Origin of the sequence: Streptomyces spinoverrucosus (assembly GCF_015712165.1) — a bacterium.
Classification (GTDB): domain Bacteria; phylum Actinomycetota; class Actinomycetes; order Streptomycetales; family Streptomycetaceae; genus Streptomyces; species Streptomyces spinoverrucosus_A.
The window spans coordinates 2,187,659-2,208,971 of sequence record NZ_JADPZX010000001.1; the positions used below are offsets into that span (position 1 = coordinate 2,187,659).

Consider the following 21,313-nt stretch of genomic DNA (forward strand, 5'->3'; position numbering starts at 1 on the left):
TGTGACCGGACGCACGTGCAGCCCGCGATCACGCCTGAACCGGCCGCACCCACGGTCCCCGTCACGCGGGAACCCTCGCCCCGACCAGGTTCTCGATCATCCGGCGAGTGCTGGGGCCGACCACTGCGGCCCAGTCCTGCGGGGCGTCGTTCAGCCAGTGCGCGACCCGGGCGGCGAAGCCGGGGACCTCGCGGCCGAGGTCGAGGAGGGTGCGGTCGAAGCGGGTCGCGCCGGCCGGGGTGCGGACGAGGAGCATGCCGGTGCGATGGACCAGGGCGCGCAACTCGTCCCCGCCGTGCCGGGCGGCCGTCCGCAGCAGGGATTCCAGGACGGGCGGGGCGTGCTCGTGGACGAGCAGGAAGTCGCACAGTTCGCGGCGCAGGGCGCGGGAGACGGGGGTGCCGGGTGCGCCGACGACGGTGGACAGCGCCACCCGCAGCTGCTCGGGCCCACCGTTCAGCAGGCCGGTGACCAGCGGAAACAGCACGGTCCTGGCGGCGGGCCCGGTGTCGAGGCGCCGGTCGACGTACGCGGCCACGGGCGCGGCCCGCTCCGGGCACGGCGTCACGGCGTCCCGGACCAGATCGGCGACGCGCCGCGCCAGCGCCGGGGTCGCCGCGTCGGCGAGGGTGAACAGCGCCTCCTCGGCGTCCGGCCGGTGCAGCCGGGCCCGGAAGGCGCCGAGCACCGGCTCGGGGTGGGTCGCCAGGGCGGTCACCAGCGCGCTCGCGGGCAGCTGCGGATCACCGGCCGCGAAGTGCTCCACCGCCCGGGGCAGGTACCGGGCCCGGGTGCGCGGATCGCGGACGAGGAGGCCGAGCGCCCCGCCGTGCAGACCGCCGTCGGCGGGGCGGGCGAGCAGGGCGAGGGCCGCGTAGCGCAGCAGCTCGCGGTCGGCCTCACTGCGGGCGTGGGGCATGGCGCGCAGCCCGTACGTCACCGCCGCCGCCCGCCGTGCCGACCGCTCGTCGTGCGCCCACCGGTCCACGGCCCGGCACACGGCGGAGGGCTCCTCCTCGGCGAGTACGCCGAGCAGCTCGTCGCCCCGCCGGTGCGCGCTGTCGACCAGCGCTTCCGTGAGGTCGTCCAGCGCCCGCCGCCGATGCGTGTGCAGCAGCGCCTGCGCGGCCGTCGCCACGGTCGCGTGCGGCGCGGCGGGGAGCGGCCGCTCGTCGTCGAACCAGCGGGTGAGATGCGGTTGTACGGCGGTGGGGTCGGCGGCGAGCAGCCGGGCGGCGGCGTCGAGGTACCGGCCGCCGTCGGCCGGGCCGCTGTCGGCGAGGACCAGGCGGCGCAGCAGGTCGAGGCGCTCGGCGCCGGGCAGCGCCGGCTCCGTCCAGAAGCCGGGCCCGAACTCCCCCGGCACCGCAAGCCCCTGCCGCCGCCGGTCGACGATCGCGTCGGCGAGCAGCCGCAGCACACGGAGATACGGCGTGGCGTCCGGCACCCGGCGCAGCGTCTCGCCGAGCAGCCGGGCCGCCCACCAGGAGTGCGGGTCGGCGTCCAGGGCGTGCACCAGCTCCTCCAGGCGGACGGAGAGCCGGTGTGTGCCGTGCTGCCGGGCGAGCTGGAGCAGGGCCTGCACGACGGGGCCGATGCGGTGGTGCGGGAGGGGATCCGGCTGTTCGGCGTCGGGGGCGGGGCGGTGGTGGACCAGGGCGCGCAGGGCCTCGTCCAGGTCGAGGTGCGTGCCCTGGAGCCAGTCGGCGAGCTCCTCGTGGGCGAAGCGGTAGCCGGTGCCGGCCGGGACGAGGAGGCCCTCGGCGAGGACGGCGGGCGCCCAGCCGGTGCCGCCGCCGAGCCGGACCGGGGCCGGGCCCCACGGGAACAGGGCCTTGAACACGTCCCGGTCCAGCTCGCCTTGCCCGGGCCCGAGGCTGCGCCGGGCGGCCTCGTGCACCTGCCCGGCCACCTTCGCCGCCAGCCGCCGTACGGCGGTGCCCCGCAGCCCGTTCTCGGCGGCGAGCCGCACGGCCACGCGCAGGCACATGAGGTCCAGGTGGGCGGCGAGGACGTCGTGCCGGTCGAGCGGGGCGACCGGCCGGGCGTCCGGGGCGGCGGCGAGGACCTCGGAGAGGAGACGGAGGGTGAGGGGGTGACGGGCGTCGGGGGCGGCGAGGACGCCTTCGGGGAGATCGTAACGGGCGCGGGCGCGTCGGGCCTCGTCCTCGTCCAGGTCCCCCAAGGGGACGCAGGGCGGCAGGTCACCGGGCTGTCCCACGCCCGGGTACAGGCACTCCGCCGGGTACTCCGCCCCCGCGCGTTCCCAGTACTCCGCCCGGCACGCCACGACCAACCGCGCCCCCGTCTCCCGCAGCCACCTCACGGTCCCGTCCGTCCACTCGGAAAGACGCCGAGCCAGGGCCGGGGGCATCTCCTCGGGGTTGTCGAGAAGCAGGAGCAGAGGACGACCGGCGGCACGGGCGAGCCCGGCCAGACGCTCCGGGCCGGTGTCGCCGGTCCCGGCCCCACCAAGAGTCCCGACCCCAACAAGAGTCCCGGCCCCACCAGGGGAGGCCCCTTCAAGCAAGGCCCCACCCCCTGCCGCCGCCACGATCCGCGCCGCCCGGCTCAGCGCCCGCCGGGCCGCATCCGCCACCGACCCGTCCTCGTCCCGCAGATCGGCGCCCCGCAGCCACAGGGTCGGCGTCGGTTCCGCACCCTGGTCGCGCCGGGCGGCAAGCGCCGCGAGTTCCGTCGTACGACCACTGCCCGGCGGCCCGACGAGTCCGAGGACGTTGGCCGGACCCTCGGTGAACGCGGCGAACTCCCGTACGACCGCCGCCCGTTCGACTGGCGCGACGGCCCCCTCCCGCCCCACGTGACCCTGCGGTCCGTCCTGCCGTACCGAGGCCGCCGTGAGTGCGAGCACCCCGGCGAGGTTGAGGTCGGCCCCGTACGCGGGCACCGTCGCCGCGTTGCGGGCGAGCAACTCGGCCAGCGGACCGCTCTGCGCGGGCCGCAGCGGCACGGCGAACCCGCAGTCACGGTGGCCGGTGTGCAGCGCCGTCCCGAGCACCGCGACCACGGCGCCGGTACCGGCGTCGACGACCGGTCCCCCGGCCGCGCCACCGCCCAGCCGCAGGGCGTCCCGCCCAGCCGTGCCGATCGCCAGCTCCAGCACGTGGTCGAGCTGACGGAAACGGTCCGTGGCCGTGTACGTCACGCCCGTCGCCGCTCCCAGCACCCGCGCCTCACGCCAGCAGCCCGCGGCGATCCGCACATACGCGCCGGTCTCGACCCGGTCCCGCACGGTGATCGGCAGCGGCTCCACGCCCAGCCCCTCGGCGGGTACGAGAGCCAGATCCCGCTCCGGCAGCGGTGTGACCGCCTCGGCGGGCACGACACAGCTGCGGTCCCCGGCGCGCAGGACCAGCCGGGCCAGTCCGTCGACGGCCTCGTGGCTGGTGAGGACGGTGCCGTGATGGTCGGCGACGATGCCGGTGCCGCGAGGACGTCCGGCGAGGTCGTGGATGCGGACGAGGACGGCGTCACCCGGGCCGCGCCCGCCGTGCCGCGGTGCGGTCCCCCGGCCCTGTACCGCCATGGTCGAACCTCCCCGCCGTACCGCCGTACATCTGTGCCCTGACGTCGACGGTAGGGGCGGGATGATCAGGGAAACAGCACGCGTGACGAACGCGCCCCCCTGCACTCCCCTGGTTCACTCCGAGCGCCTGCCTGGGCGGGTGAACGGGCCCGGGTCGCTGGATACACCCTAGGGGTGGGGGAACCGATGGGGGGACCGTGGAGCGGCGGGAATGCAGGACCCCGTGACCGCCGCTCCACGGGCAAGCCATGACGAGCCGTCAGCAGCTGTCGGCCTCAGGAGCAGTCAGCCTCAGGAGCAGTCGGCCTCAGCAGCGGTCAGCCGAAGACGGCGAGGCTCTTGGCCTTGCCCCGCTGGACTTCCACGAGCGCGAGGAAGCGGCCCTCGGGATCGAAGACGGCCACCGGCCCGGCGCCCGTGTACTCGTCGGGCATGTCGAGCCGCACGCCATTGGTGAGCAGCCGGGCCCGCCTGCCGTCCACGTCCCAGCGCGGGAACGCGGCCGCGGCCGCCTCGGCGATCGGCATCACGGTCAGCTCCTGCTGGAGCTGGTCCAGGGTGCGGGCCGAGTCGATCTTGTACGGCCCGACGCGCGTCCGGCGCAGCGCGGTGAGGTGGCCGCCGACGCCCAGGTCGGCGCCCAGGTCACGGGCGAGGGCGCGGATGTAGGTGCCGGAGGAGCAGACGACCGACACGACCAGGTCGAGCACGGGGGTGCCGTCGTCGGCGACGGCGTCCCGGACGTCGTACACGCTGAACGACGAGATGGTGACGGGCCTGGCCGGGATGTCGAAGTCCTCGCCGTCCCTGGCCCGCTTGTACGAGCGCACCCCGTTGATCTTGATGGCGCTGACCTTGGACGGCACCTGCATGATGTCGCCGGTCAGTTTGGCGATCCCGGCGTCGATGGCGTCCCGGGTGATCTTCGAGGCGTCGACCGACCCGGTGACCTCGCCCTCGGCGTCGTCGGTGACGGTCGTCTGGCCCAGGCGGATCGTGCCCAGGTACTCCTTCTCGGTCAGGGCGAGGTGGCCGAGGAGCTTGGTCGCCTTCTCGACGCCGAGGACGAGGACGCCCGTCGCCATCGGGTCGAGGGTGCCGGCGTGGCCGACGCGGCGCGTCCTGGCGATGCCGCGCATCTTGGCGACCACGTCGTGCGAAGTGAAGCCCGACGGCTTGTCGACGATGACGAGGCCGTCGGGCGTGGTGTGCTTCTGGGTCATGCGGTGGTGTCGTCCTCGTCCTCACCCGGCTTCTTGTACGGGTCGGCGTCACCGGCGTAGGTGGCGCCCGCCGAGGCCTCGCGGACCTTCTCGTCGGACTGGCGGGCCTTGTCGAGGAGGTCCTCGATGGTCCGGGCGGTGTCCGGGAGGGCGTCGGCGACGAAGGTCAGCGTCGGCGTGAACTTCACACCGGCCGCCTTGCCGACCTCGGAGCGCAGGATGCCCTTGGCGCTCTCCAGACCGGCGGCCGCGGCCGCCCGCTCCTCCTCGTCCCCGTACACGGTGTAGAAGACGGTCGCCTCCCGCAGGTCGCCCGTCACCCGGGTGTCCGTGATGGTGACGTGCGAGCCGAGCCGCGGGTCCTTGATCCCGCGCTGCAGCTTCTGGGCCACCACCTCTCGGATGAGGTCCGCCAGCCTCTTGGCACGCGCGTTGTCGGCCACTGGTCCGTCTCCCGTTCTTTCCTGATCTACGTTCTCTGGGTCAGTCGTCGTCGCCGTGGAAGCGGCGCCTGACCGACAGCAGTTCCACCTCGGGGCGTCCGGCTACCAGCCGCTCGCACCGGTCCAGCACGTCGCTGACGTGCGCCGCGTCGCCGGACACCACCGCCAGGCCGATCTGGGCCCGGCGGTAGAGGTCCATGTGATCCACCTCGGCCGCGCTCACCGCGTACTTCCGCTGGAGTTCGGCGACGATCGGGCGGACGACGGAGCGCTTCTCCTTCAGCGACCGTACGTCGCCGAGGAGCAGGTCGAAGGACAGCGTCCCCACATACATGTGTGTAACCGGTTCACCCGCCGGTACGGGATCGATGGAGCCCTCAAGAACCGTACCGCTCCCTTGCCGGGGGCTCGACCGGGTTTTGCCCGGGGCAAACCGCAGTGGCCGACAGGAGCAATGTCCCGTCGGCCACCGCCTACCACGTGCTGTTACACCCGCGGCTTCTCGCGCATCTCGTACGTCGCGATGACGTCGTCGACCTTGATGTCGTTGAAGTTGCCGAGGTTGATACCGCCCTCGAACCCTTCGCGGATCTCGGTGACGTCGTCCTTGAAGCGACGCAGGCCCTCGATGGTGAGGTTCTCCGCGATGACCTTGCCGTCGCGGAGGAGGCGCGCCTTGGTGTTGCGCCGGACCTCGCCGGAGCGGATGAGCACACCCGCGATGTTGCCCAGCTTGGACGAGCGGAAGACCTCGCGGATCTCCGCCGTACCGAGCTCGACCTCTTCGAACTCCGGCTTGAGCATGCCCTTGAGGGCCGCCTCGATCTCCTCGATCGCCTGGTAGATGACCGAGTAGTAGCGGACGTCCACGCCCTCGCGCTCGGCCATCTGCGCGGCACGCCCGGCGGCGCGCACGTTGAAGCCGATCACGATGGCGTCCGAGCCCATCGCCAGGTCGATGTCGGACTCCGTGACCGCACCGACGCCGCGGTGCAGGACGCGGATGTCGACCTCTTCGCCGACGTCGAGCTGGAGCAGCGAGGACTCCAGGGCCTCGACGGAACCAGAAGCGTCACCCTTGATGATGAGGTTGAGCTGCTGGACCTCGCCGGCCTTGAGCACCTTGTCCAGGTCCTCCAGGGAGACCCTGCGGGTGCGCTTGGCGAAGGCCGCGTTGCGCTCGCGCGCCGCGCGCTTCTCGGCGATCTGGCGGGCCGTACGGTCCTCCTCGACCACGAGGAAGTTGTCGCCGGCACCCGGGACGTTGGTCAGACCCAGGACCTGGACCGGCGTGGACGGGCCGGCCTCGGCGACGTTGCTGCCGGTGTCGTCGAGCATCGCCCGGACACGGCCGTACGCGTCGCCGACCACCATGGTGTCGCCGACCCGCAGCGTGCCTCGCTGGACGAGGACCGTCGACACGGCACCGCGGCCGCGGTCGAGGCGGGACTCGATGGCGATGCCCTGCGCGTCCTGGTTCGGGTTGGCCCGCAGGTCCAGGGCGGCGTCGGCGGTCAGCACGACCGCCTCCAGCAGGCTGTCGATGTGCAGGCCCTGCTTGGCGGAGATGTCGACGAACATGGTTTCGCCGCCGTACTCCTCGGCCACCAGGCCGTACTCGGTCAGCTGACCGCGCACCTTGGTCGGGTCCGCGCCCTCGACGTCGATCTTGTTGACCGCGACCACGATCGGCACGTCGGCCGCCTTGGCGTGGTTCAGGGCCTCGACCGTCTGGGGCATCACACCGTCGTTGGCCGCCACCACGAGGATCGCGATGTCGGTCGACTTCGCACCGCGGGCACGCATGGCGGTGAACGCCTCGTGACCCGGGGTGTCGATGAAGGTGATCGCGCGGTCCTCGCCGTTGACCTGGGTCGCGACCTGGTAGGCACCGATGTGCTGGGTGATGCCACCGGCCTCGCCCGCGATGACGTTGGTCTTGCGGATGGCGTCGAGCAGGCGGGTCTTACCGTGGTCGACGTGACCCATGACGGTCACGACCGGCGGACGGACGACCAGGTCCTCCTCGGAGCCCTCGTCCTCGCCGAACTCGATGTCGAAGGACTCGAGGAGCTCGCGGTCCTCCTCCTCCGGGCTGACGATCTGAACCGTGTAGTTCATCTCGTCGGCGAGGAGCTGGAGCGTCTCGTCGGAGACGGACTGCGTGGCCGTGACCATCTCGCCGAGGTTCATCATGACCGCGACGAGGGACGCCGGGTTGGCGTTGATCTTCTCCGCGAAGTCGGTGAGCGAGGCACCGCGCGACAGGCGAATGGTCTCGCCGTTGCCGCGAGGCAGCATCACACCGCCGACCGACGGGGCCTGCATGGCCTCGTACTCCTGACGGCGCTGCCGCTTCGACTTGCGGCCACGACGCGCGGGGCCGCCGGGACGCCCGAAGGCACCCTGCGTGCCACCACGGCCGCCGGGGCCACCGCCGGGACGGCCACCGAAGCCGGGACGGCCACCGCCGCCACCGAAGCCACCGCCACCACCACCGGGGCCGCCGCCACCGGGACGACCGGCGAAACCGCCACCGCCACCCGGACGAGCGCCACCGCCACCGCCGGGACGGCCGGCGAAGCCGCCGCCGCCACCGGGACGACCGCCGCCACCGGGACGACCGGCACCGGCCGGGCCGCGACCGCCGCCGGGGCCCGGACGCGGGCCGGCAGCGGGACGCTGCGGCATCATGCCGGGGTTCGGACGGGGACCGGCGGGACCGCCGCCGGGACGCGGGGCGCCACCCTGCGGACGCGGCATCGAGCCGGGGCTCGGCCGGGAGCCGCCCGGAGCCTGCGGACGCGGACCGCCGCCCTGGCCACCAGGGCCCTGCGGACGGGGACCGGCGCCGGGGCCACCGGGGCCACCACCGGGACGCTGACCCTGCGGACGGGGCGCCTGCGGGCGCGCCATGCCGGTGGAGCCACCGGAGGTGAAGGGGTTGTTACCCGGACGCGGACCGGCCGGACGGGCACCGGGACGCGGCGCGGGAGCCCCTGCGGCAGGGCGGGCTCCCTGACCGCCGGGGCGCTGGCCCTGACGGTCCTGGCCACCGGGACGGGTGCCACCGGGCTTGGGGGCACCGGGACGGGCGCCGCCCGGCTTGGGACCGGACGCGGCGGCCGGGGCCGGGGCCGACGGCGGAGCGGTGAACTCCGGGGCGGCCGGGGCCGGACGCGGCGCGGGCTTCGGGCCCGGCGTCGGACGCGGACCGGGGGTCGGCGCGGGCGCCGAAGCGGCGGGCGCCGCCGGGGCCGCGGGCTGCTGGGCAGCGGCGGGCTTGGGGGCGGCCGGCTTCGGGGCAGCCGGACGTGCCGCCTGCGCCGGAGAGGGCGCGGCGGGCTTGGGGGCAGCCTTCCGGGGGGCGGGCTTCGCGGCGGACTTGCCGTTGCCACCGCCCTGCTGGAAGGCGTCAGTCAGTTTGCGTACTACGGGCGCCTCGATCGTCGAAGACGCCGATCGGACGAATTCACCGAGTTCCTGGAGCTTGGCCATGACGACCTTGCTCTCGACACCGAACTCCTTGGCGAGTTCGTAGACCCGGACCTTAGCCACTTCGCTCCTTTGAGGTCCGGGTTGCGGCCGGACCGTCGCTAGTTCATGGGCGTACTCATCGCGTACTCATCGAGTGCTCATCGCAATCTCGACCTGCTTTCGACTCGCGAGGTACCAGGCCGCACGGGGGGTTCCGTACGGCATGTTTCTTACCGTGTTGCCTGATCGGCAACTGTTGTCCGCTCGACGTACTGGCGCAACGCCTTTGTGTCGAGCGCTCCCGGGGCGCGCAGCGCCCGCGTGAACGCCCGGCGGCGTATCGCCTGGTCGAGACAGACCAAGGCGGGGTGTACATAGGCACCCCGGCCGGGCAGCGTACCGCGAGGATCGGGGACGCAAGCGTCCTTGATCGCCACGATGCGCAGCAGCTCGGTCTTGGCCGCTCGCTCCCGGCACCCGAGACAGGTGCGTTCCGGGCATGCGCGGGCATGCGTCCGGCCAGACACTCCTAAGTCTACCTCCCCGTAACGACCTCACCCCTTTGGGGCAGAGATCGAACAGTTGCAGCGCGTATAACTGTCGTGATCCAACCCACCCGGGGCCGAGATCTATTCCCCCGGCTGTTCGGTGTCCGGACGGATGTCGATCCGCCAGCCGGTGAGCCGGGCCGCAAGTCGGGCATTCTGCCCTTCCTTGCCGATCGCCAGGGACAGCTGGTAGTCGGGCACCGTCACGCGCGCCGAGCGGGCCGTCATGTCAACGACCTCGACCTTGGACACCCGAGCGGGGGACAGCGCGTTCGCCACCATCTCGGCCGGGTCGTCCGACCAGTCGACGATGTCGATCTTCTCACCGTTCAGCTCGGCCATGACGTTGCGCACCCGCCCGCCCATCGGGCCGATGCAGGCGCCCTTGGCGTTCAGGCCCGTACGGGTGGACCGGACGGCGATCTTGGTGCGGTGGCCGGCCTCGCGGGCGATGGCGGCGATCTCGACGGACCCGTCGGCGATCTCCGGCACCTCCAGCGCGAACAGCTTCTTCACCAGATTGGGGTGCGTACGGGACAGGGTCACCGACGGACCACGCACGCCCTTGGCCACCCGGACGACGTACGACCGCAGCCGCATCCCGTGCGGGTAGGTCTCGCCGGGCACCTGCTCCTGCACGGGCAGGATGGCCTCCAGCTTGCCGATGTCGACGAGCACGTTCTTCGGGTCGCGGCCCTGCTGCACCACACCGGTGACGATGTCGCCCTCGCGGCCGGCGTACTCGCCGAGCGTGGCGTCGTCCTCGGCGTCGCGCAGCCGCTGCAGGATGACCTGCTTGGCGGTGGTCGCGGCGATCCGGCCGAAACCGGACGGTGTGTCGTCGAACTCGCGGGGCGCCTGGCCCTCTTCGAGGTCCTCGGGGTCCTCTTTCGCCCACACGGTCACATGTCCGGTCTCCCGGTTGAGCTCCACGCGCGCGTGCCGGCGGCTTCCCTCGGTGCGGTGGTAGGCGATGAGGAGGGCCGCCTCGATCGCCTCGACGAGCAGGTCGAAGGAGATCTCCTTCTCCCTCACCAAGCCCCGCAGGGCGCTCATGTCGATGTCCACGGCTACGCCTCCTCCTCTTCCGTCATGTCCTTGTGGTCCTGCTTTTCCTTGCGGCCGAACTCGACCTGGACGCGCGCCTTGGCGATGTCGTCGAAGGTGAGCCTGCGCGCCGTGGGCCTGCGCCCCTTGACCCCGGGTACCTCGACGTCGACGCCGTCGTCGTCGACCGTGAGGATTCTGGCCACCAGCTCTCCGTCTTCCGCCAGCTGGAATCTGGCCAGCCGGCCGGTGGCGCGCACATAGTGCCGGTGCTGTGTGAGGAGGCGTTCCGCGCCCGGGGTTCCGACCTCGAGGGTGTACTCGCCCTCGCCCATCGCGTCCGTCTCGTCGAGCCTCGCCGAGAGCGCACGGCTCACATCGGCGATCCGGTCCAGGTCCGCTCCGGTGTCGGAGTCGACGACGACGCGCAGCACACGTTTGCGTCCGACCGAGTCCACCGCGATCTCTTCGAGATCCAGGCCCTGGGAGGTGACGAGCGGTTCCAGGAGTTCTCGCAGCCTCTCGCTCTGGGTGGTGCTCATCCGGGTGACTCCTCGGCCGCGTGTGCTGTTGTGGGATGGGTCGCGTGTCTGGTCAAAGGGTATCCGGTCCCGGGCGGTGATGCCGTCCACCTGGGTCGGAGCGGTGCCGATGAGTGGTATCGGACACGTGCGCGGGTACGGTGATCACGGGCGTGCCGCCCAGTCGTTTCATACGAGTCTTCGAGGACGTCAGCCGTGCCGTTTTCCCTGTCGCCGCGCGTGCCCTCGGGGCCGCGCAGAAGGACCCTGCTCGCCTCGGCCGCGGGCGTCGCCCTGCTCGCGGGCTGCTCCGCCGGACCCGACGACTCCGGCACCACGGGCGGCAGCCCGTCGGCCGCCGACCGGGCACGCGCGCGTGCGGCCCGGGACAGCGACGGGCTGATCGCACGGTACGACGCCGTGATGGTCGCTTTTCCGGGGCTCGTGGAGCGGTTGCGGCCGCTTCGGGACGCGGCGGTGCGGCACGCGGAGGCCTTCGGGGGCGTCCCGACGAAGGCCTCGCCGACCGCTTCGGCCCCGGCCACCGCGCAGGCCTCCCCCAGTGCCTCGGCTCCGGCCACCGCGCAGGCCAACCCCACCGCCTCGGCCCCGGCCACCGCGCAGGCCTCCCCAGAAGTCCCCGCCGGCGAGCAGGCCGCCCTCGCCGAGCTGGCCGCCGCCGAGCGAACGCTCGCAGACCGGCGGGCCAAGGCCCTGCTCGACGTGCCGGGCGAGCTGGCGCGACTGCTGGCGTCGGTGGCGGCCGCCGGGGCGGCGCACGCGTATCTGCTCACGGAGGGTGAGAGCAAGGCATGAGCAAGGCATGAGCGAGGCGAAGGACGAGGAGCTGCACGCCCTGCGGACGGCGTCGGCAGCCGCCAGAACGGCGCATCCGCATGCGTCCACGGAGAGTGAAGGCACAGCATGAGCGAGGCGAACCACGAGGAGCTGCGGGCCCTGCAGGCGGCGCTGGCGGCCGAGCATGCCGCGGTGTACGGCTACGGCGTGGTCGGCGGGCGGATCGGTGAGCAGCGGCGCACGGAGGCGCGGGCGGCGTACGACGCCCATCGGGCGCGGCGGGACGCGCTGGGGCGCGAGGTGCGTGCGCTGGGCGCCGAGCCGGTGGCCGCGGCCGCCGGGTACGCGCTGCCGTTCCCGGTGACGGACCCGGAGACGGCCGTACGACTCGCCGCCGAGTTGGAGGAACGCGTGGCCGGGGTGTACTCCGACCTGGTGCGGGCGGCCGGCGACGAGCGGCGGGGCCTGGCTGCGGCCGCGCTGCGCGAAGCGGCGGTGCGGGCGGTGCGCTGGCGCGGCCGGAGCGTAGCCTTCCCTGGGCTCGCCGAGCGGGCCGGCGCCGCCTCGGCGTCGGCGACACCCTCGGCGTAACGCGTACTGGAAGGGGACACCTCGCGTATGGCTTTCGAACCGCCGCAGCGTCTGGTCAGGGCGCTCGGTGAGACGGCGCCGCACGGTGACGACTGGCTGGAGAAGCTGCCCGAGGCGGCGCAACAGGCCGTTGCTCTACGCGAGTTGACCGTGGAACGGGTACAGGTGCCGGGCGGGCGGAGCAGCCTGGTGCTGCTGGTGCGGCGGGCGGACGGCACGCCCGCGGTGCTGAAGCTGGCCCCGCCCCGGGCCCGCCCGGAGAGCGAGCGGGCCGCGCTGGCGCACTGGAACGGCCTGGGCGCCGTACAGCTGCTCGAACCTGCCGCCGAGGACGGTGCGCTGCTGCTGGAGCGGCTGCATCCGGAGGTGTCGGTGCGGTCGCTGCCGGAGGCGAAGGCGCTGCTGGAGGCGGCGGGCACACTGCGGAAGCTGTGGGTGGAGCCGCCGGAGGGGCATCCCATCGAGACCGTGGCCGGGCGGACCGGGCGGCAGGCCGAGGCGATGCGGGCGAGCGCGGACGCGGACCTCGTCCCGCTGGTGGACGCGGCGCTCACCGCGCGTGAGGAGCTGCTGGCGGCGCCGCCGGAACATCGGTTGCTGCACGGCACGTTCCGGCAGAGCAAGGTGCTCGCCGGGGACCGGATGCCGTGGCTGGCAGTCGGTCCCGACCCGGTGGTCGGCGAGTGCGCCTTCGACCTGGCGCGCCTCGTCCGGGACCGGGTGGAGGACCTGATCGCCGCGCCGTCGGGCGCCGCGACGACCCGGCGGCGGGTGAGGCGCCTCGCGGAGTCGCTGGACGTGGACCAGGAGCGGCTGCGCGGCTGGACGCTGTTCCGGGCCGTGGAGTCGGGCGCCCGGGCACGGCGGGTGGGGCGACTGAAGGACGCGGAGCTGCTGCTGGAGTTCGCCACGTGGTTGTAGGGCGCTGCGGCCGAGGCCCTGGGGGCTGCTGCCCCCGGACCCCGGCTTCGGCCTGAACGGCCTCGTCCTCAAACGCCGGACGAGTTGAGCCGGTCGGCTCGACGATCCGTCAGGATGTGGCCGTCAGGCGGGCGATCGCCTCGTCGACCGGCAGCTCCTCGCGCTCACCGGTGCGACGGTCCTTGAGCTCGACCACGCCCTCGCCCGCGCGCCGCCCGGCCACCAGGATCTGCGGTACGCCGATCAGCTCCGCGTCGGTGAACTTCACACCCGGGGAGACGCCCGCGCGGTCGTCCACCAGGACGCGCACACCGGCCGCCGCCAGCTTGTCGGAGACCTCCAGGGCCAGCTCGGTCTGCAGGGCCTTGCCGGCCGCGACGACGTGCACGTCGGCCGGGGCGACCTCCTTGGGCCAGCACAGGCCCTTGTCGTCGGCGGTCTGCTCGGCGAGCGCGGCGACCGCGCGGGAGACGCCGACGCCGTACGAGCCCATGGTCACGCGGACCGGCTTGCCGTTCTGGCCGAGGACGTCGAGCTTGAGGGCGTCGGCGTACTTGCGGCCCAGCTGGAAGATGTGGCCGATCTCGATGGCCCGGTCCAGCTTGAGGCCGGTGCCGCACTTCGGGCAGGGGTCGCCCTCCTGCACCACCACGACGTCCACGTACTCGTCGACCTCGAAGTCACGGCCCGCGACGACGTTCTTCGCGTGCGTGTGCTCCTTGTTGGCGCCCGTGATCCAGCCGGTGCCGGGGGCCACGCGCGGGTCGGCGATGTACTTGACCTTCTCACCCAGGCCCTGCGGGCCGACGTAGCCACGGACCAGGTCCGGGCGGTCCGCGAAATCGGCCTCGGTGACCATCTCGACGGTGGCCGGGGCGAAGTGCGCCTCGACCTTGTCCATGTCGACCTCGCGGTCGCCGGGCACGCCGACGGCGACGATCTCACCGGCCACCTTGACGAGGAGGTTCTTCAGGGTGGCGGAGGCCGGGACGCCGAGGGAGGCGGCGAGGGTCTCGATGGTCGGGGTGTCCGGGGTCGGGATGTCCTCGGCGGCGGGTACGTCGGAGGCGTCCACCGGCTTCAGCTCGTAGGTGATCGCCTCGGTGTTGGCGGCGAAGTCGCAGTTCGGGCAGTCGGCGAAGGTGTCCTCGCCGGCCTCGGCCGGGGCGAGGAACTCCTCCGACTTGGAGCCGCCCATCGCGCCGGCGGTCGCGGCGCAGATGCGGTAGTCGAGGCCGAGGCGCTCGAAGATCCTCTGGTACGCCTTGCGGTGCAGGGCGTACGACTCGGCGAGGCCCTCGTCGGCGAGGTCGAAGGAGTAGGAGTCCTTCATCAGGAACTCCCGGCCGCGCAGGATGCCCGCGCGCGGGCGGGCCTCGTCCCGGAACTTGCTCTGGATCTGGTAGAGGATCACCGGCAGGTCCTTGTAGGAGGACGCCTGGTCCTTCACCAGCAGGGTGAAGATCTCCTCGTGGGTCGGGCCGAGAAGGTAGTCGCCGCCCTTGCGGTCCTTCAGCCGGAACAGCTCCTGGCCGTACTCGTCCCAGCGGCCGGTCGCGTCGTACGGCTCACGCGGCAGCAGCGCGGGGAGCAGCACTTCCTGGGCGCCGATCGCGTCCATCTCCTCGCGGACGACGCGCTCCACGTTGGCGAGGACCCGCTTGCCCAGCGGCAGCCAGGACCAGATGCCGGCGGCGGTGCGGCGGACGTAGCCGGCGCGGACGAGCAGCTTGTGGCTGAGGACCTCGGCGTCCGCCGGGTCGTCGCGCAGCGTCTTCGCCATCAACTGGGACATGCGCTGGACCGGTGCGTTCGCCATGGTTCTCGTACTCCTGCCGGGTTTGGGTTATGGCAGGAGGTTAGCCGGGTGGTACGGGACGGTGGAAATCGGTTAACGGCGCAGGGGCAGCGGGGCGCCCATGACGGCGTACGGCTTGGGGGCGCTGGGGAAGTGGACCTGGCGGGCGAGGTCCTGGTAGCCGAGGGAGTGGTAGAGGCCGCGGGCGGGGCTGTCGGTGTCGATCGCCGAGAGGATGGAGCGGGGTTCGGTCGCCGTGTCGGTGATCGCGGTGATGAGGGCCCGGCCGATGCCGCGTTTCTGGTAGCGGGGGTGGACGTGCAGCTCGGTGATCACGAAGGAGTTGTCGAGCCAGTGGTCGTGGCCCTGGGCGCGGAGGTAGGGCTCGACGACGGTGGACCACCAGTGGGTGCGGTCGTTGGGCATGCCGTAGACGAAGCCGACCAGGTGGCCCTGTGCCGTCGCGCCGAGGGCTCTGGCGCCGGGGTAGCTCATGTGGCGCAGGACGATCTGGCGGCGGACGGCTACTTCGTCGGGGCCCAGGCCGAAGGCTGCGGCTTGGACTGCGAGGGCTTCGTCGACGTGAGAGGGGAGATCCAGGGGGCCGATCACGATGTCGCGAAGCATGACGGGGAGCCTACAGGGGGGTTTCGCTTGTTTGCCGGGTGCCGGGTGGATCTGGCTGGTCACGCGGTTCCCCGCGCCCCTTCTCGGCGTTGGCCCCGGCGCCCGCTAGAAAAGGACGCTCATGAACGCGCCGACCTCCTGGAAGCCGACTCGTCGGTACGTCCGCCTTGCCGCGGTGTTGAAGTCGTTGACGTACAGGCTGACGACGGGGGCGACGTCCGCGAGTGCGTAGCGGAGGACCGCTGCCATGCCCGGGGCCGCCAGGCCCTTCCCCCGGTACTCCGGGGCCACCCAGACGCCCTGGATCTGGCAGGCCCGGTCCGTCGCGGCGCCGATCTCCGCCTTGAAGACGACCTTGCCGTGGTCGTCGAGGCGGGCGAAGGAGCGGCCGGAGCCGACGAGTTCGGCGACGCGGGCCTGGTAGAGGAGGCCGCCGTCGCCGGCCAGGGGGGAGACGCCGACCTCCTCGGTGAACATCGCCACGCAGGCCGGCATGATCGTCTCCATCTCGTCCTTGCGGACGCGGCGGACGTAGGGGTCCGGGGCGATGTCGGCGGGCATGCGGTCGGTGACCATGAGGGGCTGGTGGGCGCGGACCTCGCGGGCGGGGCCCCAGTGGGGTTCGAGGAGCCGCCAGAGTTCGGCGGTGGGCTCGGCGGGGCCGACCACGGAGGAGCAGCGGCGGCCGGCCCGGCGGGCGCGGTCGGCGAAGGCGCGGATGGCGCGGGGCGTGGCGCAGATGGGGACGAGGTTGGCGCCCGCGTAGCAGAGGGAGGTCAGCATGCCGTCCTCGTACCAGCCCCACATCTCGCCGCCGAGCCGCCACGGGTCGAGGCCGGCGACCTGGACCCGTGAGGTGACGAAGGCGTTGGCCACCGGCTCGCGGTCGAGGACGGCGAGCGCGGCGTCCAGGTCGCTCGGTTCGAGGACCCGGGAGGTGGTCTGGGTCAACACGGGCGGGGCCTCACGGGTGGGGTCTGCTGATCTCCGCACTGTACCTGCGGAAGCTTGGCCATGCCGCCCCGCGTGAGGTGCCGCCCGTTTTTGGGTGGGCGCCCACTGACTCGGGTGGTTCCTGTGACTGGGCGGGTGCGGGTTTCGTGTGGCTGGTCGCGCCCACGCGGCGGAGCCGCACATTGGTACAGCCCCGCGCCCCTTTGGGGCGTTGTTCAGCCCGCCACCGAAACCGACGGCTCGCCCGACTCCGCCCCGTCCGCCTCCATCTGTTCGGCCAGCTTCATGGCCTCCTCGATGAGGGTTTCGACGATCTTGGACTCCGGGACGGTCTTGATGACCTCGCCCTTGACGAAGATCTGGCCCTTGCCGTTGCCGGAGGCGACGCCGAGGTCGGCCTCGCGGGCCTCGCCGGGGCCGTTGACGACGCAGCCCATGACGGCGACGCGGAGCGGGACCTCCATGCCGGTGAGGCCGGCCGTGACCTCCTCGGCCAGCTTGTAGACGTCGACCTGGGCGCGGCCGCAGGACGGGCAGGAGACGATCTCCAGGCCGCGCTGCCGGAGGTTCAGCGACTCCAGGATCTGGATGCCGACCTTGACCTCCTCGACGGGCGGCGCCGACAGGGAGACGCGGATGGTGTCGCCGATGCCCTCGCTGAGCAGGGCGCCGAAGGCGACCGCCGACTTGATCGTGCCCTGGAACGCGGGACCGGCCTCGGTGACGCCGAGGTGCAGCGGGTAGTCGCACTGCGCGGCGAGCTGGCGGTACGCCTCGATCATCACGACCGGGTCGTTGTGCTTGACGGAGATCTTGATGTCCCGGAAGTCGTGCTCCTCGAAGAGCGAGGCCTCCCACAGGGCCGACTCGACCAGGGCCTCCGGCGTCGCCTTGCCGTACTTCTGCAGCAGGCGCCGGTCCAGGGAGCCGGCGTTCACGCCGATGCGGATCGGGGTGCCGTGCTCCTTGGCGGCCTTGGCGATCTCCTTGACCTTGTCGTCGAACTGCTTGATGTTGCCGGGGTTCACCCGGACCGCGGCGCAGCCCGCCTCGATCGCGGCGAAGACGTACTTCGGCTGGAAGTGGATGTCGGCGATGACGGGGATCTGCGACTTGCGGGCGATGGTCGCGAGGGCGTCGGCGTCGTCCTGGGTGGGGCAGGCCACACGGACGATCTGGCAGCCGGAGGCGGTCAGCTCGGCGATCTGCTGGAGGGTGGCGCCGACGTCCGACGTACGGGTCGTGGTCATGGACTGGACCGAGACCGGCGCGTCCCCGCCCACCGGCACCGAGCCGACCTGGATCTGCCGGCTCTTCCGGCGCTCGGCGAGCTTGGTCGGAACGGACGGCATGCCGAGAGAAATCGCAGTCATCTGCTGTGCAACCCCAAGTCGTGGATCAAGGTCCGGTCCCGTCAGCAGCGGGCTCCAGGCTTCGAGATTACGGCACGGGCCTGTGCGTCAGCACATCCCGCCCGGTAAACCCACTCGATGGAAGACGGCCCGGCATACACGATGCCGGGCCGTCGCCAACTCCGTATGACTAGGAGATTCTCACCGGGTTAACCACGTCGGCGATGAGCACCAGGATCGTGAAGCAGATGAAGATCCCGGCCACCACGTAGGCGACGGGCATCAGCTTCGCCACGTCGAAGGGGCCCGGGTCGGGCCGGCGCAGCACCTTCGCCACGTTCCGCCGCAGCGACTCCCACAGCGCGCCCGCGATGTGGCCGCCGTCGAGCGGCAGCAGCGGGAGCATGTTGAACAGGAACAGGGAGAGGTTGAAACCGGCCACCAGCATCAGAGCCATCGCCAGCTGCTGGGTGGGCGGGATGTCGAGGGTGAAGATCTCGCCGCCGACGCGGGCCGCGCCGACCACGCCCATCGGGGAGTCGGGTTCGCGCTCGGCGCCGTCGAAGGCGGCGTTCCACAGGGCCGGGATCTTGCCGGGCAGTGCGGCGAGGGAGTCGACGGCCTCACCGACGCGGTCGCCCATCCACACCAGGGACTCGTCGAAGTCCTGCCGGACGATGCCGGTGGCGGCGCTGAAGCCGAGGAAGCCGGCGTTGACGTACTCGCCCTGGACGATCTGGCCGCCGGAGTCCTTCTTGGCGACCTGGTTGGTGGCGATCTTCGCGTGCAGGGTGACTTCCTCGCCCTTGCGGTCGACGACGATCGGCACCTCCTTGCCGGGGTTGGCGCGGATCAGGTCGGAGAGTTCGTTCCACTCGTCGGTCCTGACGCCGTTGAAGGCGACGATCCTGTCGCCGGCCTTCAGGCCTGCCGCGGCGGCCGGGGAGGGCTGGTCGGCCGAGGTGCACTTGTCGCGGTTCTCGCTCTGGGCGATCACGCACTGGGAGACCGAGCTGACCGTGGTGGTCTGCTGGGAGATGCCGAAGCCCATCAGCACGATGAGGAAGAGGGCGACCGCCAGGATCAGGTTCATGAACGGGCCCGCGAACATCACGATGACCCGCTTCCACGGCTTGCGCGTGTAGAACATGCGGGTCTCGTCGCCGGGGCGCAGCTCCTCGAAGGCGGCCGAGCGGGCGTCCTCGATCATGCCGCGCCAGGGCGAGGTCGAGCGGGCCTCCACGCGGCCGTCGGGGCCGGGCGGGAACATGCCGATCATGCGGATGTAGCCGCCGAGCGGGATGGCCTTGATGCCGTACTCGGTCTCGCCCTTGGTGCGCGAGAACAGCGTCGGGCCGAAGCCGACCATGTACTGCGGGACGCGGATGCCGAAGAGCTTGGCGGTGGACAGATGCCCCAGCTCGTGCCACGCGATCGAGATCAGCAGGCCGACCGCGAAGACGACTATGCCGAGGATCATCATCAGGGTCGTCATGCACGCGCCTCCGCGGTGGCTGTCTGTGCCGTATGTCCGGTCTGTGCCGTCAGTTCACGGGCCCGCGCGCGGGCCCAGGTCTCCGCTTCGAGGACGTCCGACACGGTGAGTGAGGTTCCCGTGCCGGGAGTGCCGTGTTCGTCGACGACCCGGGTGACCGTCTCCATGATCCCGTTGAACGGCAGCGTGCCCTGGAGGAACGCGTCCACGCACTCCTCGTTGGCGGCATTGAACACCGCCGGAGCGGTGCCCGCGAGCTCTCCGACGTGCCGGGCGAGGCCGACCGACGGGAAGGCGTCGGTGTCGAGGGGGAAGAACTCCCAGGTCGACGCCGTGCTCCAGTCGAAGGCGGGTGCCGCGTCGGGGACGCGTTCGGGCCAGCCGAGGCCGATGGCGATGGGCCCGCGCATGTCCGGGGGCGTCGCCTGGGCGATCGTGGATCCGTCCGTGAACTCAACCATCGAGTGGACATACGACTGCGGATGCACGACCACCTCAATGCGTTCGAAGGGAATGTCGTACAGCAGGTGTGCCTCGATGACCTCCAGGCCCTTGTTGACGAGGGTCGCGGAGTTGATCGTGATCACTGGTCCCATGGCCCAGGTGGGGTGGGCGAGGGCGTCCTCGACGGTGACGTTCGACAGCTCCGCCTTCGTCCGGCCGCGGAAGGGGCCGCCGGACGCGGTGACGACGAGTTTGCGCACGTCCGCGCGGGTGCCCGCGGCGAGCGACTGGAAGAGCGCCGCATGCTCGGAGTCGACCGGGATGATCTGGCCGGGCTCGGCGAGCGCCTTGACCAGCGGGCCGCCCACGATGAGCGACTCCTTGTTGGCGAGCGCGAGGGTGCGGCCCGCCTCCAGGGCGGCGAGGGTCGGGGCGAGGCCGATGGAGCCCGTGATGCCGTTCAGCACGGTGTGGCAGTCGGAGGCGGCGAGCTGGGTGGCCGCGTCCGGTCCGGCGAGGATCTCGGGGAGCGGCTCTCCCGCGTCGTACTGCGCGCTCAGCGCCTCCCGCAGCGCCGGGACGACGTCCTCGCGGGCCACGGCGACGGTCGGGACCCGGAGCCGGTAGGCCTGCTCGGCGAGGAGGCCTACCCGGCCGCCGTTGGCGGACAGGCCGGTGACGCGGAAGCGGTCCGGGTTGCGCAGGACGAGGTCGATGGCCTGCGTGCCGATCGACCCGGTGGAGCCGAGGATCACGACGTCCTTCGGACCGTTGCCCGGCACCGGGTCGTAGACGAGGTGCGGGTCGGCGAGGGCGCGGGGCCCTCGGGGGGCTGGGCTGTCGCTCATGCCCCCATTGTTGCCGCAACGAATGTCCGGCCGGAGCGGGGTGTCCCTCGCGCGGGTGCCTGCTCGTTTCTACACGTCCGTTCGACACGTCCGTTCGCGGCCGGATGGACCCGGTTTCCCCATCTGTGAAGCTGGCGTGAAGATCATGTGATAACACTTCATGCCTGGCCGGAAGTCACCGGTCACTGGACGACATCCTGGGGGGATTTCTCCATGCGCATACGCGCCGCTCTCGCCCTGCCCGCGCTCGCGGGCGCCGTGGCTCTCACCGGCACCGTTCTCAGCACCCCGGCCCAGGCGGCCGGCGGTGTCGTCATCCGGCACGTCTGGTTCGACAGCCCGGGCTCGGACAACGGCTCGAACTCCAGCCTCAACGCCGAGTGGGTGGAGATCAAGAACACCAGCCGCTCGGCGATCTCGCTGAAGGGCTGGGTGCTCAAGGACAAGGCGAACCACAAGTACGTCTTCCCGAACGTGAAGATCGGGGCCGGCAAGACCATGAAGGTGCGCACCGGCACCGGACGGGACTCCGCGTCGAACAAGTACCAGGACCGCGGCTGGTACGTCTGGAACAACACCAGCGACACGGCGACGCTGACCAAGGCCAACGGGGCCAAGGTCGACTCCTGCTCCTGGACGACGCGGGACCCGAGCGACAAGTGGTGCTGACGCGCGCCTG

At 72.1% G+C, this 21,313-nt stretch carries 18 protein-coding genes; 4 read left to right on the top strand and 14 right to left on the bottom strand.

Annotated elements, in window-relative coordinates:
- Nucleotides 1-61: 61 nt before the first annotated feature.
- The 8 genes from I2W78_RS09730 to rimP all read right to left on the bottom strand — a co-directional run bounded on the left by I2W78_RS09730 (nucleotide 62) and on the right by rimP (nucleotide 10,827).
- Nucleotides 62-3,547, bottom strand: coding sequence for a trypsin-like peptidase domain-containing protein (locus tag I2W78_RS09730; protein WP_196458727.1), 3,486 nt, complete (start codon nucleotides 3,545-3,547; stop codon nucleotides 62-64).
- A 317-nt stretch (nucleotides 3,548-3,864) separates the two neighbouring features.
- A complete protein-coding gene (gene truB, locus I2W78_RS09735) occupies nucleotides 3,865-4,770 on the bottom strand; it encodes a tRNA pseudouridine(55) synthase TruB (RefSeq protein ID WP_196458729.1) in 906 nt (301 codons plus the stop codon).
- A complete protein-coding gene (gene rbfA / locus I2W78_RS09740) occupies nucleotides 4,767-5,213 on the bottom strand; it encodes a 30S ribosome-binding factor RbfA (RefSeq protein ID WP_196458731.1) in 447 nt (148 codons plus the stop codon). The genes truB and rbfA overlap by 4 nt, the downstream gene beginning before the upstream one ends.
- Before the next feature lie 40 nt (nucleotides 5,214-5,253).
- A complete protein-coding gene (locus tag I2W78_RS09745; RefSeq protein WP_141311128.1) occupies nucleotides 5,254-5,547 on the bottom strand; it encodes a DUF503 domain-containing protein in 294 nt (97 codons plus the stop codon).
- Between the two features lie 152 nt (nucleotides 5,548-5,699).
- Complete coding sequence (infB, locus tag I2W78_RS09750) at nucleotides 5,700-8,771, bottom strand: translation initiation factor IF-2 (protein WP_196458733.1); 3,072 nt, start codon at nucleotides 8,769-8,771, stop codon at nucleotides 5,700-5,702.
- Nucleotides 8,772-8,920: 149 nt separating this feature from the next.
- Nucleotides 8,921-9,217: a YlxR family protein gene (locus tag I2W78_RS09755; RefSeq protein WP_196458735.1), complete on the bottom strand. Its 297-nt coding sequence runs from the start codon at nucleotides 9,215-9,217 to the stop codon at nucleotides 8,921-8,923.
- Nucleotides 9,218-9,319: 102 nt separating this feature from the next.
- The gene (nusA, locus tag I2W78_RS09760) at nucleotides 9,320-10,306 is read right to left on the bottom strand and encodes a transcription termination factor NusA (protein ID WP_196458737.1); all 987 of its coding nucleotides are present in this window, start codon (nucleotides 10,304-10,306) and stop codon (nucleotides 9,320-9,322) included.
- A 2-nt stretch (nucleotides 10,307-10,308) separates the two neighbouring features.
- Nucleotides 10,309-10,827 carry a ribosome maturation factor RimP gene (rimP, locus tag I2W78_RS09765; RefSeq protein ID WP_196458739.1) on the bottom strand — a complete coding sequence of 173 codons (519 nt, stop codon included), beginning with the start codon at nucleotides 10,825-10,827 and terminating at the stop codon, nucleotides 10,309-10,311.
- 195 nt (nucleotides 10,828-11,022) lie between these two features.
- Between rimP and I2W78_RS09770 the strand changes: the two genes are divergently transcribed.
- The 3 genes from I2W78_RS09770 to I2W78_RS09780 all read left to right on the top strand — a co-directional run bounded on the left by I2W78_RS09770 (nucleotide 11,023) and on the right by I2W78_RS09780 (nucleotide 13,116).
- Nucleotides 11,023-11,622 carry a hypothetical protein gene (locus I2W78_RS09770; protein ID WP_196458741.1) on the top strand — a complete coding sequence of 200 codons (600 nt, stop codon included), beginning with the start codon at nucleotides 11,023-11,025 and terminating at the stop codon, nucleotides 11,620-11,622.
- Between the two features lie 108 nt (nucleotides 11,623-11,730).
- The gene (locus I2W78_RS09775; protein WP_196458743.1) at nucleotides 11,731-12,195 is read left to right on the top strand and encodes a ferritin-like domain-containing protein; all 465 of its coding nucleotides are present in this window, start codon (nucleotides 11,731-11,733) and stop codon (nucleotides 12,193-12,195) included.
- Nucleotides 12,196-12,222: 27 nt separating this feature from the next.
- Complete coding sequence (locus I2W78_RS09780; protein WP_196458745.1) at nucleotides 12,223-13,116, top strand: aminoglycoside phosphotransferase family protein; 894 nt, start codon at nucleotides 12,223-12,225, stop codon at nucleotides 13,114-13,116.
- A gap of 109 nt (nucleotides 13,117-13,225) precedes the next feature.
- On the opposite strand, the gene I2W78_RS09785 is transcribed toward I2W78_RS09780, so the two are convergent.
- The 6 genes from I2W78_RS09785 to dxr all read right to left on the bottom strand — a co-directional run bounded on the left by I2W78_RS09785 (nucleotide 13,226) and on the right by dxr (nucleotide 20,634).
- Nucleotides 13,226-14,935 (bottom strand): proline--tRNA ligase, encoded by a 1,710-nt coding sequence (locus I2W78_RS09785; protein WP_196458747.1) that lies wholly within the window; start codon nucleotides 14,933-14,935, stop codon nucleotides 13,226-13,228.
- Nucleotides 14,936-15,007: 72 nt separating this feature from the next.
- Nucleotides 15,008-15,541 carry a GNAT family N-acetyltransferase gene (locus I2W78_RS09790; RefSeq protein ID WP_196458749.1) on the bottom strand — a complete coding sequence of 178 codons (534 nt, stop codon included), beginning with the start codon at nucleotides 15,539-15,541 and terminating at the stop codon, nucleotides 15,008-15,010.
- A gap of 105 nt (nucleotides 15,542-15,646) precedes the next feature.
- Nucleotides 15,647-16,495, bottom strand: coding sequence for a GNAT family N-acetyltransferase (locus I2W78_RS09795; protein ID WP_196458751.1), 849 nt, complete (start codon nucleotides 16,493-16,495; stop codon nucleotides 15,647-15,649).
- 215 nt (nucleotides 16,496-16,710) lie between these two features.
- Nucleotides 16,711-17,868, bottom strand: coding sequence for a flavodoxin-dependent (E)-4-hydroxy-3-methylbut-2-enyl-diphosphate synthase (gene ispG, locus I2W78_RS09800; protein WP_196458753.1), 1,158 nt, complete (start codon nucleotides 17,866-17,868; stop codon nucleotides 16,711-16,713).
- Nucleotides 17,869-18,037: 169 nt separating this feature from the next.
- Entirely contained in the window at nucleotides 18,038-19,330 is a 1,293-nt protein-coding gene (locus I2W78_RS09805) for a M50 family metallopeptidase (RefSeq protein ID WP_196464491.1), read from the bottom strand.
- An 8-nt stretch (nucleotides 19,331-19,338) separates the two neighbouring features.
- Nucleotides 19,339-20,634 carry a 1-deoxy-D-xylulose-5-phosphate reductoisomerase gene (gene dxr / locus I2W78_RS09810; protein ID WP_196458756.1) on the bottom strand — a complete coding sequence of 432 codons (1,296 nt, stop codon included), beginning with the start codon at nucleotides 20,632-20,634 and terminating at the stop codon, nucleotides 19,339-19,341.
- Nucleotides 20,635-20,847: 213 nt separating this feature from the next.
- Between dxr and I2W78_RS09815 the strand changes: the two genes are divergently transcribed.
- Entirely contained in the window at nucleotides 20,848-21,303 is a 456-nt protein-coding gene (locus I2W78_RS09815; protein ID WP_196458758.1) for a lamin tail domain-containing protein, read from the top strand.
- Nucleotides 21,304-21,313: the final 10 nt, after the last annotated feature.